General features: G+C 71.7%; 14 protein-coding genes. 7 read left to right on the plus strand and 7 right to left on the minus strand.

All coding sequences use genetic code 11. The features are described 5' to 3' along the window. Positions 1-16: 16 nt before the first annotated feature. Positions 17-1036, plus strand: coding sequence for an ArsR/SmtB family transcription factor (locus ACLJPY_RS01380; RefSeq protein WP_410586116.1), 1020 nt, complete (start codon positions 17-19; stop codon positions 1034-1036). A gap of 5 nt (positions 1037-1041) precedes the next feature. On the opposite strand, the gene ACLJPY_RS01385 is transcribed toward ACLJPY_RS01380, so the two are convergent. Then, the gene (locus ACLJPY_RS01385) at positions 1042-1509 is read right to left on the minus strand and encodes a peptidase inhibitor family I36 protein (RefSeq protein ID WP_410586117.1); all 468 of its coding nucleotides are present in this window, start codon (positions 1507-1509) and stop codon (positions 1042-1044) included. 143 nt (positions 1510-1652) lie between these two features. Next, positions 1653-2360 (minus strand): hypothetical protein, encoded by a 708-nt coding sequence (locus ACLJPY_RS01390; protein ID WP_410586118.1) that lies wholly within the window; start codon positions 2358-2360, stop codon positions 1653-1655. A 109-nt stretch (positions 2361-2469) separates the two neighbouring features. Between ACLJPY_RS01390 and ACLJPY_RS01395 the strand changes: the two genes are divergently transcribed. From ACLJPY_RS01395 to ddaH, 3 genes are all read left to right on the plus strand, one after another. Further along, positions 2470-3138: a TetR/AcrR family transcriptional regulator C-terminal domain-containing protein gene (locus ACLJPY_RS01395; RefSeq protein WP_410586119.1), complete on the plus strand. Its 669-nt coding sequence runs from the start codon at positions 2470-2472 to the stop codon at positions 3136-3138. Between the two features lie 178 nt (positions 3139-3316). Beyond that, on the plus strand, positions 3317-4069 hold the full coding sequence (locus ACLJPY_RS01400) for a cyclase family protein (RefSeq protein WP_410586437.1): 753 nt from the start codon (positions 3317-3319) through the stop codon (positions 4067-4069). Further along, the gene (gene ddaH, locus ACLJPY_RS01405; RefSeq protein WP_410586120.1) at positions 4066-4923 is read left to right on the plus strand and encodes a dimethylargininase; all 858 of its coding nucleotides are present in this window, start codon (positions 4066-4068) and stop codon (positions 4921-4923) included. The genes ACLJPY_RS01400 and ddaH overlap by 4 nt, the downstream gene beginning before the upstream one ends. 16 nt (positions 4924-4939) lie before the next feature. Here the strand turns inward: ddaH and ACLJPY_RS01410 are convergent, their stop codons facing one another. Continuing rightward, positions 4940-5455: a cupin domain-containing protein gene (locus ACLJPY_RS01410; RefSeq protein ID WP_410586121.1), complete on the minus strand. Its 516-nt coding sequence runs from the start codon at positions 5453-5455 to the stop codon at positions 4940-4942. 111 nt (positions 5456-5566) lie between these two features. On the opposite strand from ACLJPY_RS01410, the gene ACLJPY_RS01415 reads away from it, so the two are divergent. Further along, on the plus strand, positions 5567-6166 hold the full coding sequence (locus ACLJPY_RS01415) for a TetR/AcrR family transcriptional regulator (RefSeq protein ID WP_410586122.1): 600 nt from the start codon (positions 5567-5569) through the stop codon (positions 6164-6166). Between the two features lie 339 nt (positions 6167-6505). Here the strand turns inward: ACLJPY_RS01415 and ACLJPY_RS01420 are convergent, their stop codons facing one another. After that, entirely contained in the window at positions 6506-7591 is a 1086-nt protein-coding gene (locus tag ACLJPY_RS01420) for a DUF5937 family protein (RefSeq protein WP_410586123.1), read from the minus strand. A 99-nt stretch (positions 7592-7690) separates the two neighbouring features. Between ACLJPY_RS01420 and ACLJPY_RS01425 the strand changes: the two genes are divergently transcribed. Next, positions 7691-8941 (plus strand): MFS transporter, encoded by a 1251-nt coding sequence (locus ACLJPY_RS01425; RefSeq protein WP_410586124.1) that lies wholly within the window; start codon positions 7691-7693, stop codon positions 8939-8941. Here the strand turns inward: ACLJPY_RS01425 and ACLJPY_RS01430 are convergent. From ACLJPY_RS01430 to ACLJPY_RS01440, 3 genes are read right to left on the minus strand one after another with little or no spacing between them, the layout of a single operon-like run. Beyond that, positions 8934-9797, minus strand: a complete 864-nt coding sequence (locus ACLJPY_RS01430; RefSeq protein ID WP_410586125.1) for an NAD(P)H-binding protein — start codon at positions 9795-9797, stop codon at positions 8934-8936. The two genes, ACLJPY_RS01425 and ACLJPY_RS01430, sit on opposite strands and share 8 nt — an antisense overlap. Before the next feature lie 32 nt (positions 9798-9829). Next, positions 9830-10771, minus strand: a complete 942-nt coding sequence (locus tag ACLJPY_RS01435; RefSeq protein ID WP_410586126.1) for an RNA polymerase subunit sigma-70 — start codon at positions 10769-10771, stop codon at positions 9830-9832. Positions 10772-10776: 5 nt separating this feature from the next. Continuing rightward, positions 10777-11328 carry a dihydrofolate reductase family protein gene (locus ACLJPY_RS01440; protein ID WP_410586127.1) on the minus strand — a complete coding sequence of 184 codons (552 nt, stop codon included), beginning with the start codon at positions 11326-11328 and terminating at the stop codon, positions 10777-10779. A gap of 87 nt (positions 11329-11415) precedes the next feature. On the opposite strand from ACLJPY_RS01440, the gene ACLJPY_RS01445 reads away from it, so the two are divergent. Next, positions 11416-12360 carry a TIGR03560 family F420-dependent LLM class oxidoreductase gene (locus ACLJPY_RS01445; protein WP_410586128.1) on the plus strand — a complete coding sequence of 315 codons (945 nt, stop codon included), beginning with the start codon at positions 11416-11418 and terminating at the stop codon, positions 12358-12360. The last annotated feature ends 93 nt before the right edge of the window (positions 12361-12453 follow it).

The raw sequence follows: 12453 nt of genomic DNA on the forward strand, positions 1-12453 counted from the left end.
CACGGAGGGGGACCGCATGATCATCCGTTTTTCACCCGCCGACCTGAAGCTCGTGTCCCTGGCCCGCAAGCCGGATCCGATGTGGGAGATCGCCCTCAGCCTGCACGTGTTGCACAAATCGGGCGGTTCGCCGGATTTCGGAGGGTGGCGCGGCTTCGCCAAGGAGGTGGTGAAGGCCGACGCGCGAGTGCGGGACTGCGCCCTCCAGCTCGGACGGTTGTGCCCGGAAGCCGAGTACTTCCCGGATTTCCTGACTCCCGTGACCGCGACCCATTCGCTGCGGCACGGCATCCAAGCGGTGAGCGCGACGCCGCGAGAGCTGATGTCCACGCAGTTCAGCCGGACGTCGGGACCGCGCGGCCGGCTGCGGGCGGACCTGTGCGACGGTGACGAACAGGCCCGCCGGTATCTCGCCGGCGCACTGATGACGTACTACAACGCCCTCATCCGGCCGATCGCCACCGAAGTCGTCGCCTGCGCGGAGGCGGACTGGGCGATCCGGCGCCAAGCGTTTCAGACGGATGGCCTGGCCGGATTCTTCCGGACGTTCCCGGCGGAACAGCTGCGCTGGCAGCCGCCGTTCCTGCACGTGCGGGCACCGGAATGCGAGCTGGACCTCGGCGGCCGGGGACTCACGTTCGTGCCGTCCTACTTCTGCTGGGGTCAGCCGGCCGCGCTGGTCGAGCCGGCCGACCGCCCGGTGCTGGTCTACCCGCTGGTTCCGGGGGTGCGGGCACCGATCCCGGCGGAACCCAAGGGCGACGCCCTCGCCGGGTTGCTGGGACGCGCCCGCGCACGGCTGCTGACCGCGCTCGACGTGCCGCGCTCGTCGGCGCGCTTGGCCGAACGCGCCGGGCTGGCGCCGTCATCGGTCAGCGAGCACCTCGCGATCCTGCGCGCCGCGGGCCTGGTCCGCAGCGAACGGTCGGGGCGCAGCGTGCACCACGCGCTGACCGAAGCCGGCGCGAGTCTGCTCGGCGCCCAGGACCCGCTGGGCGAGCGCCCGGGGAGCGGCCTGGCGGCCACTCCCCGGTGAACGGCTCAGTAGATCGCGAACGAACTGGCCGTGTCGCCGCCACCGTGTGCTTCGGAGGTCCCGGCGGCCATGTCGTGGTGGGTGCCGTTGTACTCGGCGTCGGTCCACCAGCGCGCCAGGCGCGAACCGCGGTTCGCCCACGACGACATCTGGTCGTTGAAGCCGTAGTCGCTCAGGTGCGGAACCCGCGTGCCCGGGTCACTCCACTTCAGCATGCGTCCGCTGTACCCGCCGTCCTTCCACAGGCACACCCAGCCACCGGGACAGTCGCCGAACACCATCGGCGTCAGGGACACGTCCACACCGTTCGGCATGCTCATCCACGCCCCATCGGCGCTCAGCCGGCCACCCTGGGCCGCGAGGCGCTGGGTCAAGCCCGCATCGGTTCCCGCGGTCGCGGACGCCGGAGCGGCCATCGCAGCCATGGCCACCGCAGCCGCCACCACGGGCAGTGCCGTACGCACCCACTTCATCTGCAGACCTCCGTATCGGTTCCTTGTGCCGCACCGATCCTGGAAGTGCGAGGGCTGCGGGGGCAAAACCTTCGGCTCAACACGAACTGGTTGACTTCGGCCGGTTCGTCGCCGAAGTGACTCGACCGGCTACGGGACGACCATCACGCGACGGCGTGTTCCACACCGGAAGGCGCCGGGTCGCCGACGACCGCGGCCGGTCGCGCCCGCCACAAGGAGATGCCCAAGCCGATCAGCGCCACTCCCGTCGGAACGGCCAACGGCCGGTTGAACGACTCCGGGAGCACCGCGAGCGCGATCGTGGCGACGGTGCCCGCGGCGAGCAGCGCCGAGGCCCACCGGGCCAGGACGCGCGCCCGGAACAACGCGATGCCGAACAGGCACCCGCCCGCGAGATAACCGACGGAGCTGACCGCGATGACGGTCTGCATGGCGCCGATGCCGTGGGTTGCGGTGCCACCGAAAGCGACGGCGAGGACGTCGGCGACGTAGCCGGGCGCCGTGTTCGCCAGCGCGGGCAGAACGGCGGCGGCGACGACCTCGATGCTCAGCATGAGCAGGTAGCCGACGGCGAACAACGCGTACCCGAGGAAGCCGAGGATGCCCGTCTGCCGGACTTGACGCAGGTACATGCCGGTGATGCCGGCGAGCGCCAGTGCGGCCATGAGCGCCTTCGCCGTGCTGCGGACGGCCCAGTCGGTGGTGGTGACCAGCGAGACGTCCATGGCCGGGTGGCCGACCTGGACCGCGATGAACAGCGCCCCCGCGATCGCGGCGGCGATTCCGGCGGCCCGCGAAAGGCCCCTTTCGCTGGGCGCCAGGGAGAACTGCTTGGTCTTGCCGGGTCTCATGCCTTGCTCCTCCGAGAGGGGTGCGACCGAGGTGTACAACGTACACCTCTACCGCGCCCAAGCTAGGCGTACGATGTACACCTGTCAAGACGCGAAGCGGAGGACCCGGATGCAGGACACCGCCGCGGCCGGCGGCCGGGAGCGGCTCAACCGCGCCAAGGTGCTGCGCGCCGCCGTCGAACTGGCGGACGAAGGCGGCTTCGAGGCACTGACCATGCGCAGGCTCGCGGACCGGCTCGGCGTCGTGCCCATGGCGCTCTACAAGCACGTGGCGGACAAGCGCGAGCTCCTCGACGGCATGGTCGACCTGGTCTTCGCCGAGGTCGAGGTACCCGTCGACGTCGATTGGCGGACCGCCATGCGCAGCCGCGCGGCGTCGATGCGGCAGGCGTTGCTCCGCCACCCGTGGGCGGTCGGCCGGATGGAGACGGGCACGCCGGGACCGGCGAACCTGCACCACCACAACGCGGTGATGCGGTGCCTCCGCCGCGACGCGGGCTTTCCCTTCCGCTTGGCCGTGCACGCGTACAACCTGATGGACGCCTACGTCTACGGGTTCGCCCTCCAGGAGAAGACCCTCGCCGGCGACATCCCGGCGGAAGCGGCGCGGCGACAGGAAGCCGTCGTGGACCGGCAGCCGTCGGGGCTCGAGGACTACCCGTACCTCGCCGAGGTGGTCACCGAACTGGCGAAGACGGGGTTCGCCTTCGCCGACGAGTTCGAGTTCGGGCTCGACCTCATCCTCGACGGCCTCGACCGGGCGACTGGGCAAGCCTGAACCACGGCGAGCAGCGCACCGATCCCTGGATGACACTGACGAGTCCCCGATGGCACGATCAGACCAAGGCATCGGCGGTCAGGTAGCGGAAAAGAACCGCACTGTCATACCAACGGGTCGACCTCGCGCGACACCATGGACACGAAATACCAGCCGACTCATCCTGAGCAGCGTGTTGATGCGGCCGAAGACGTCACGAGTTGTCGATTTGACGCACGCGTTCGGCCCCGGCGTGGCGGGCTCCGAGGAATTCGCCGGGGAGTGCCGCGAGCAGGCGCTCAGCCTCCGGCGGGACGGGTTCGACCTGCAGCGGCACAGCCTCCCGGGCGCCTGGGCGACCCATGTGGACGCCCCCGCGCACATGTGTGCGGGCGGACGCACCGTGGACCGGTTGCGGCCGGACGAACTGGTGCTGCCGCTGGTGGTCGTCGACCTGTCCGCGGAAGTGGCCCGTGATCCCGGTACCTGCCTGGACGTTCCGCACATCCTGGACTGGGAGCGGCGGTACGGGCGGGTGCCGGAAAAGGCGTTCGTGGCTTTCCGGTCGGACTGGTCGAACCGGTGGCCGAGCCAGGACGCCATGCGCGGCCGCGAACCCGATGGCCGGATCCGGTCGCCGGGATGGACCGTCGCCGCGATCGATTTCCTGGTGGGGCAACGGAACACCACGGCTTTCGGCCACGAGACGATCGACACCGATCCGGGCCACCGGGCCACCTCCGACGCCGACGGGTCGACCGCCGAGGAGGCCGCCCGCAGGCAACACCCGGCGGAGGCCCGGATCTTCGAGCACGACCGCTACCAGGTGGAGATGATGGCGGCCCTGTCCGAAGTTCCGCCGCTCGGCGCCACGGTGGTCGTCGGCGTCGGCAAGGCCCGCAGCGCCACCGCGTTCCCCGCCCGCGTGCTGGCGTTGGTACCGGACGCATGAGCCGGCACTACCTGATGTGCGCCCCGGTCCACTTCGACGTCACCGAGAAGAGCAATCCCTGGATGCGGCCGGACCACGTGGTCGACCGGGAACGCGCGCTGTCGCAGTGGCGCACCCTGGTGGACGTCTACACGCGCCTCGGGCACCGGGTGAGCTTGCTGGATCCGGTGCCGGGCCTGCCGGACATGGTGTTCAGCGCCAACGGCGCCGTCGTGGTCGGCGGCCGCGCGTTCGTGGCGCGGTTCCGCAGTGCCACCAGAAAACCCGAGTCCGCAGCGCACAAGCGCTGGCTGGAGTCGACCGGCACGTACACCGTCGCGATGTCCGAGGGGATCGGCGAGGGAGAGGGCGACTTCCTCTTCACCGGACGGCACGTCCTGGCGGGCACCGGCTTCCGCACGGAACACGCCACGCACCTGGAGGCCCAGGAGTTCCTCGGCCACCCGGTGATTTCCCTGCGGCTGGTCGACGAGTGCTTCTACCACCTGGACACCGCCCTGCTGCCCCTCGACGCCGGCACCATCGCCTACTACCCCGGCGCGTTCTCGGCGGGCAGCAGACGTCTGCTCGAGCGCCTGTACCCGGACGCTCTGCTCGCCACCGCCGAGGACGCCCGCCACTTCGGTCTCAACGCGGTGTCCGACGGCCACCACGTCGTCATCCCGTCCGGCAGCACCCACTTCGCCGACCGCCTCTGCGACCGGGGCTACGAACCGATCCCCGTCGACCTCTCCGAGTTCCGGGCGTCCGGCGGCGGCCCCAAGTGCTGCACCCTGGAACTGCGCCCGGAGTGCCCGGCCACCCGCACTCCTCCAGCCCTGGAGACAGGCACGCACAGCACACCGTCCATTTAGGACGACGTCCGCCCGCTCACTGGATCCACTTCTTGGCCCAGCCCGTTTCGGCGCTCGCCGACCAGAAGTTGTCCATCAGCTGCGCCGCGGCGCGCGGCTCGAACCCGAGATCCGCCGGCGGCAGTTCGCGGCGCTCCGCGGGAGTGCCCAGCCCCATGATGACCTGCTCGAAGCCACCAGGCGTATAGCCGTTGAACACGTGCGCGGCGCTCCGCGTGGTGAAACTGTGCACCGTTCCCCGCGGGATCCACACCGAGTCACCCGCCGTCGCCCGCATCGGCGGCTTGTCCTCGACGCGGAATTCGATGGCGCCTTCGAGGACGTTGAACCATTCGTCGATCGGGTGGACGTGCGGCGGCGGCCCGCCGTCCGACGGCATCCACTGCTCCATCACCGAGAACGCTCCCCCGGTCTGCCCGGACTCCGCCAAGACGACCCAGAGGGCGCCGAAGGCCCAGTACGCCGGGGCGGTGTCCCGCCCCGCCAGGAACGGCACACCGTGCGGCGCCACCGCGGTTTTCTCTTCGATCACGATCGTGTCCTTTCGCGGCGGAGATGAATCATCTCCACGATTTGGTACTCAGTACCATAGCACACTCAGTGCCATATGAGCCGGAGAGCCGTGAGCGCCTATGATGGGTCGGTGACACCCGAACAGACGCCCGAATCCCTCGTCCAGCGCAAGCAGTTGCGCGCGCGGCAGCGCATCATCGAAGCCGCCGACGAGCTCTTCGCACTGCACGGGTACGACGCGGTGTCGGTGAGCGACATCGCCGCGCGCGCCGAGGTGGGCCGCACGACGTTCTTCCGCTACTTCGGCGACAAGACGGAGGTCGTCTTCGCCAAGGAGCAGGCGGTGCTGGACGCGATCGCCGTGGCGGGCGCGGACGACAAGGTGGGCGCCGCGGGCGACTGCCGGGAGGCCGTCGAACAGCTGCGCCCGATCGTCCTGGGTGTCTGCGCCCAGGTGACGGAAGACCTCGACACGTACGAGCGCCACACCGACCTGGTCGAAAAGCACCTCGAGCTGCGCGCGCGTGAGGCGCTCAAGACCCAGCAGCTCGCGTCGGACCTCAGCGAGGTGCTGCGGAAGCGCGGCACCTCGCAAGCCACCGCGGTACTGGCCGCGCAGATCGCGCTCGCCTGCTACGAGACGGGCCGACGTCGTGCCCGCACCGCCGCCGACCTCGTCAGCGAGTCACGCGCGGCGTTCGACGAGGTCCTCACCCTGGGGCGCGGCTGACCGTCGCGGGCCCGATGAAGCCGATCCCTTCCGCTGGTGACAGCGCGGCCGAGCCGCCGCCCAGGTCGAGCAGCACGGTGGTGACGCAGACCGCGGCGAACTCGACGGCGGCCAGCGCCAGTATCGCGAGACCCAGGGTTCGGGTGCGGCCGGGCGCCGGGGGCGCCCCAGCGGCGGCCGCGTCCCCGTCGCCACAGCCGCCACAACACCGCTGCGGTCGCCCGTCGGCGACGACCGCCAGGAGCGCCGCGAGGCCGGCGTCGAACGGCCGCTCCGCCGTGACGGTGAAGTCTTTTCGTCCGGCACGCTTCCGGTTCTACTCCAGCGTCGGAGGCCGGCTCAACGCATCACGGCCGCCAGAACGTCGGCCCCCAGCGTCGTCAAATCACGCAGATTGACGGCGTAGCGGACGTAGCGCCCCTCCCGGCGAGCTGTGAGCAGGCCCGCCCGGCGCAGCACAGCCAGGTGGCGCGAAACCTCCGGCGGCGACAGGCCCCAGGCGTGGGCCAGCTCGCCGGTGGTGTGCGGGCCGCGGGCCAAGGTGCGCAGCAGCCGCAGCCGCACCGGGTGCGCGAGCGCGTCCAGCCGGCGGGTGACCGTCTCCAGCGAAACCTGCGCCAGGGGCCCCGCCTCGGCGACGGGGTACTGGACCACCGGCCGCCAGCCGGGCGCGTGGATCACCACCAGGTGCGGGCGGCCGAAGACGCTGGGCAGGAACGGGACCGGCGCACCGCCGGCGGCGGTCGCGTTGTCCTGCAGCTTGTCCACGACGATGCCGTCGCCCTCCGGCGCCAGGGTCACGGCGCCGGAGACCGAGGCGAGCACTGCCGCGAGGCCCTGGCGCTTCAGCAGGTCGTTCTTCAGCCGCAGGTCCGCGGCGAGTTGCCCGGCGACACGCGTCCAGGCGGCGTCGAAGAAGGCCTCGGCGCACTGCTCGAGGGTGTTCCGCACCCGCGCCCGCACGGCGGCCGGATCCTCGAGCAGCCGTTCCGCGAAGGCCTCCTGGAGCGCTCCGCGGGCTTGAGCCAGGTCCAGGGCCCGATCCCGCGCTTCCGCGTCGGCCAGCGGTGATGGCGCGCCGAAGCGGACCCGGTTGCTGCCGCACGTCGTGACGAGTGCCGCGGCCACGTAGGTTTCGTCGTCGATCCGGTCGACGTCGTCCAGCTCCTCGGCCAGCGTCGGCCGTGGCCGGGCGGGCACCAGGAAGTCGGCCCGTGACGAACGCCAGAGGAACTCCGCCTCCCGCAGGCGCTCGGCCAGCTCCGGCCGCAGGCCGGCCCGGACGTCCGCGGCCCAGCCGGCGAACTCCGGGTGGTGCCCGGGTTCGGCCAGGACGTGGAGCATCGCCGTCAGCTCGGCCAGCGGTGACGCGGTGAACCGCACCCGCTCGGCCGGCAGGCCGCTGAGGTCGATCCGCACCGTCATCCGCTCATTGTCACCGGCCGGTTCGCGGATGACCGCGCCGGTTGACGAGGTTCGTCAACCGGCGTGGCGAGCCCGGCGCCGGAACGCACGGTTGACGTCATGGCACTCCCCACCAAGATCGGCCCGCACGCCCTGGTCCGGGCCTCGGGCGGCCCCCGCTACGCCGTTGCGCTGGCCGTGGACGCGATCGGTACCGGCATGCTCCGGCCTTTCCTGCTGCTCTACGGCGTGACCGTGCTGCGGCTGTCCGCACCGGTCACCGGCATCGCCATGACCGCCGGGGTCGTCGTGGCACTGGCGTGCACGCCCGCGGTCGGCCGCTGGCTCGACCGGGGCGCACGCAGCACGGTCGTGGCGGCGGCGATGCTGGTGCGGGTGCTGGGCGTCGGGCTGCTGTTGACCGCCCCGGTCGGGAACACCTGGCTGTTCGCGGCGGCCGCGCTGTTCCTCGGCATCGGCCACCAAGCCTGGCCGGCGGCCCACGCGGCGGTGGTGGCCACCGTGGCCCGCGGCCGGGACCGCGACGCCGCGCTCGCCGGCGGCCGGGCTCTGCGCAACGCCGCGCTGGGGGTCGGTGCGCTCGTCGCCACCGCGTGCCTGGCGGGTGGCCCCACCGCACTGCGGGTGCTGGCGGGTGTCACCGGGCTCGCCTATGCGGCCGCGGCGGCCTTGGCGTGGTCGGTCCGCCTCCGCGCGCATCCGGCCGCCTCCGAAGGCGTCCGCCGGGGACCCGCGCCTCGGATGGTCGCGCTGCTGGCCGCCAACGTGACCTACGTCTTCTGCCTCAACCTCTTCGAAGTCGCGATCCCGCTGGTGCTGGTGACCCAGCTGCACGCGTCCCCGGTGTGGTCGGCGGCCATCTTCGTGGTGAACACGGCGCTGGTGGTCACCCTGCAGGTGCCGGTCACCGTCCTGCTGTCGGCCTTTCCCCGCCGGCTCGTGCTGGCGTTCGGCGGCGTGGTGCTCGCCGCGTCCTACCTCGGTTTCCTCATGGCCACCTCCCTGGGTCCCGGCTGGGGTCCTCCGGCCGTCGCCGCCGTGTCGGTGGTGTGCACCCTCGGCGAGGTCATCTACGCCGGCAGCGCCACCGCGCTCGTCACCGCCCTCGCTCCACCGGCTGTGCTCGGCCGGGCCCTCGCCCGTTTCCAGGCCTCGACGGGCTTCGGCCTCGCCGTCTCCCCGGCGGTCATCACCGCACTCGCCGCCCGCGGCTCGGCCGTCCTCTGGGGCAGCCTCACCGCGGCGACGCTCCTCTCCGCCGCCGCGGTGGCCGCCGAGAAGGATCAAGAAGCGCCGCCCGGCGGCGAGCACGACCGGCCTTCCGAGCCAGGCGATCCGGCCGTCAGATGATCGACGCCGCGGGCGTCGGCGCGAAGACCTCACCCGCGTAGTCCTCCAGCGAACGCGGAGCACGACCGGTCAGCCGCCGCACATCGCCGGTGACGCCGTCGAAGACATCGGCGCGGACGAAGGCGAACAGCTCCATCATGTGCTCGACCCACGCGTCCGGGCGGCCGGAACGGGCGAAATGCGCCCGGTGCGCCTCGGGGTCGGCGTCGATGTGGCGGATGGTTCGCCCCGACGCGGCGGACAGCACCCCGGCCACCTCCGCGAACGTCAGCGATCGAGGCCCGGTGAGGTCGTAGCCGCGATTGTGGTGGCCGTCGGTGGTCAGCACCGCGACGGCAGCGTCGGCGACGTCGCGAGTGTCGACGAAAGCCGCGCGGTGGCTGCCGCTTCCCGCGTACAGCTCGTCGTCTTCGCGGATCGCCCTGGCGTACACCGCGTCGTCCTCGTCGAAGTTCTGCATCAGCCAGTTGGGACGCAGGATCGTCCAGGTGCGGCCGGACTCCCGCACCGCCCGTTCGACCCGGGCGCGAGGAGCGGCCGCCGGCGCCTTGTCGACCCCGAAAGCGGACATCAGGACCACGTGCTCCGCCTGCGGGGCAGTGGCGATGAGCCGCGCGATCACCGCGGCCGCATCGTCGAGGACGTCGAGTCCCTTCAGGAAGAGGGCGTCCGCACCGGCGACCGAACCGGCCCAGGTGGACTCGTCGGCCCAGTCGAACGGCACCGGGGTGACGTTCGCGGTGGGCGCGCCCGGGTGCCGGCTCGCCGCCCGCACCGCAAGACCCGCCGCGGCGAGCGCGGCTGTCACCCGCTTTCCCGCCTTGCCGGTGGCTCCTTCGACCCATACCGTCTTCATCGTCGTCTCCAGTTCATGATCGGTGGATGTGGTCACCGCAGCAGGGCGGGATCCTCGGGGAAGCCCGCCGCGGTGACCAGTTCCGGGTCGGTGAAGGCCGCGATGGCGGCCAGGTGCGTGGTGTCGGTGGTCAGCACGGCCAGCCCGAACGGCCGGAACGGCGCACCGGGCCGCTCGCGGTGGTAGGCCACGGCGGACGGCTGTTCGTTCGCGACCGTCGGGAACATCCGGTAGCGCCCGGGTGCGGTGAGCACGTACTCGGCCAGGAACGGCACGCACTGGCGCTTTCCGGACAGCGACACCCCCGACGGGATCACCTCGAGGGTCGCGTCGTCGCGCAGCAACCGGGTCAGGGTCGCGATGTCCGCGGTCTCGAACGCGGTAACGTAGGAGTTCAGGATGTCGCGCGCCGCGGCGGAGTCCGGCTCGGTGACCTGCTCCGGCGACGGCGCCAGCTCGTCGAGCCGGGATCGCGCGCGCTGGAGGGCGCTCTTGACCGCAGGCACGCTCGTGCCGAGCACTTCGGCGATCTCGGTGGCCGGCATGGCCAGCACTTCGCGCAGCAGGAACGCCGCGCGCTGCCGCGGCGGCAGGTGCTGCGCGCTGGCGACGAGGGCCAGCCGCAGCATCCCGCGCTGCTCGGCCACCTGCGCCGGGTCGCCGAGCCACGGCGTGAGCCACAGGGTTTCGGCCGCGGGCAACGGGACGTCCGGGTCCTCGCCCGGGGTGCCGAGCCCGGCCGGCAGGACCCGGCGACCCCGCCCGTGCAGCGCCGTGAGGCACACGTTCACGGCGATCCGGTACAACCACGTGCGGACCGCCGAGCGCGCCTCGAACGACGCCCGGGCGCGCCACGCCCGCAGGTAGGTCTCCTGCACCAGGTCTTCGGCTTCGTGCGCCGAGCCCGTCATGCGGTAGCACAAGGCCACCAGTTCCGGCCGGTAGCTCTCGAGGTCGTCCCACGACTGCGGCATGCCCGTCATCGTCGCGGCCGGTAGCGCAGGGACACCAGCCCCGGATCGGCGCCGGGCCCCGCGTCGAGCAGTTCCCACGTGCTCGGTGCGTCGCCCGCGCGGGAGAACGCTTCGCCGTCGGGGACGATCACGGGCACGACGGTCAAGGTCAGCTCGTCGACCAGCCCGGCCGCGGTGAGCGTCCGCCCGAACCGGCCGTGCCCGTAGACGATCAGATCCCGGCCCGGCTCGCGCTTCAGCTGCGCGACCGTGTCGGCGACGTCGGTGCCGAGCACGGTGGTGTTGGTCCACCGCGGGTCCCGCAGCGTCCGGGAGAACACGTACTTCGGCATGGCGTTGAGGTGGGCGGCGTAGTCGCCGGGGGCGTCCGGCCACTGCCGGGAGAAGATGTCGTAGGTCCGCCGGCCCATCAGCATCGCCGAGCTCTGCTGCAGCGCCCTCAGCGACGCCGTCGCGCTGCCCGGGCCGAAGTAGGGCCCGGCCCAGCCCATCGGTTCGCCGATCACACCGTTGAGCGACACCAGGGTGCTGAGCACCAGGCGCCGCGAAGAGGACATCGTCATGGGAGGTTGGACCCGGCCGGGTCCGAAGAGGAATCGGTCCGGTCTCGATTCCTTCGGGCAGCGCCGGTGGTCTGACCTGCCATGAAACTCAGCTACTACCTGCCCACCGGCACGACCCACGAGTTCGCCGGCCACACCGACCCCGTCGCCGCGTTCGGCAAGCTCCTGGAGCTGGCCAAGGTCGCCGACGAGTCCGGGTTCGCCACCATCTGGGCACCGGACCACTTCATCCCCTTCGGCCCGTCCGGGTCGTACGTGTTCGAGGCCTGGACGACGCTGGCCGCGCTGGCCCGTGAAGTCGGCACGGCCCGGCTCGGGCAGCTGGTCACCGGCAACGGCTACCGCAACCCGGCCCTGCTGGCCAAGATGGCGTCGAACCTCGACGTCGTCTCCGGCGGCCGGCTGACGTTCGGCATCGGCGCCGGCTGGTACGAAGAGGAGTACAAGGCGTTCGGCTACGACTTCCCCGGCACCGGTGAGCGCCTGCGGCGCCTGGAGGAGGCGCTGCAGATCATCCAGGCCCTGTGGACGGGGAACCCGGCCACCTTCGACGGCCGCTACTTCAGCACCGCCGGCGCGGTGACGTCGCCGACCGGGGTCCAGCTGCCGCACCCGCCGGTGATGATCGCCGGCGGCGGGGAAAAGGTGACGCTGCGGCTGGTCGCGATGTACGGCGACCTGTGCAACGTGCAGGACTCCCCCGACGAGGTGCACCGCAAGTACCAGGTCCTCGCCCGGCACTGCGAGACCGCCGGCCGCGACTTCTCGCAGATCACCAAGACCTCGACGAGCTACTGCATCATCGCCGACACCGACGAAGAGGCCCGCGCTGCGGTCCCGCCGTGGGCGCCGCTGGTGTTCCCCGGTGAGCTGGCCGGCTACGGCCTGATCGGCACGGTCGACACGATCCGCAAGCGGCTGGAGGTCTACCGCGACGCGGGCGTGGACGAGCTGATCGTCGGGTTCGGGAACGCGCTGGACGCCGACACGCTGCGCACATTCGCGAACGAGTTCATCGTCGCCTGACCCACGGTCCGACGGCACACGGCCGGGTCCGGCGCGAGCAACGTCTTCGCGCCGGGCCCGGGTCGCGCTCGACCCACGTGGAAATCGCACCGG

Origin of the sequence: Amycolatopsis sp. lyj-23 (assembly GCF_046549135.1) — a bacterium.
In the GTDB taxonomy this organism is placed as follows: Bacteria; Actinomycetota; Actinomycetes; order Mycobacteriales; family Pseudonocardiaceae; genus Amycolatopsis.

What these genes read in the sequence shown, in the direction of transcription:
- ACLJPY_RS01380 (WP_410586116.1), top strand. Translation starts at nt 17, where the DNA reads ATGATCATCCGTTTTTCACCCGCCGACCTGAAGCTCGTGTCCCTGGCC.
- ACLJPY_RS01385 (WP_410586117.1), bottom strand. Translation starts at nt 1,509, where the DNA reads ATGAAGTGGGTGCGTACGGCACTGCCCGTGGTGGCGGCTGCGGTGGCC.
- ACLJPY_RS01390 (WP_410586118.1), bottom strand. Translation starts at nt 2,360, where the DNA reads ATGAGACCCGGCAAGACCAAGCAGTTCTCCCTGGCGCCCAGCGAAAGG.
- ACLJPY_RS01395 (WP_410586119.1), top strand. Translation starts at nt 2,470, where the DNA reads ATGCAGGACACCGCCGCGGCCGGCGGCCGGGAGCGGCTCAACCGCGCC.
- ACLJPY_RS01400 (WP_410586437.1), top strand. Translation starts at nt 3,317, where the DNA reads ATGCGGCCGAAGACGTCACGAGTTGTCGATTTGACGCACGCGTTCGGC.
- ddaH (WP_410586120.1), top strand. Translation starts at nt 4,066, where the DNA reads ATGAGCCGGCACTACCTGATGTGCGCCCCGGTCCACTTCGACGTCACC.
- ACLJPY_RS01420 (WP_410586123.1), bottom strand. Translation starts at nt 7,591, where the DNA reads ATGACGGTGCGGATCGACCTCAGCGGCCTGCCGGCCGAGCGGGTGCGG.
- ACLJPY_RS01425 (WP_410586124.1), top strand. Translation starts at nt 7,691, where the DNA reads ATGGCACTCCCCACCAAGATCGGCCCGCACGCCCTGGTCCGGGCCTCG.
- ACLJPY_RS01430 (WP_410586125.1), bottom strand. Translation starts at nt 9,797, where the DNA reads ATGAAGACGGTATGGGTCGAAGGAGCCACCGGCAAGGCGGGAAAGCGG.
- ACLJPY_RS01435 (WP_410586126.1), bottom strand. Translation starts at nt 10,771, where the DNA reads ATGCCGCAGTCGTGGGACGACCTCGAGAGCTACCGGCCGGAACTGGTG.
- ACLJPY_RS01440 (WP_410586127.1), bottom strand. Translation starts at nt 11,328, where the DNA reads ATGTCCTCTTCGCGGCGCCTGGTGCTCAGCACCCTGGTGTCGCTCAAC.
- ACLJPY_RS01445 (WP_410586128.1), top strand. Translation starts at nt 11,416, where the DNA reads ATGAAACTCAGCTACTACCTGCCCACCGGCACGACCCACGAGTTCGCC.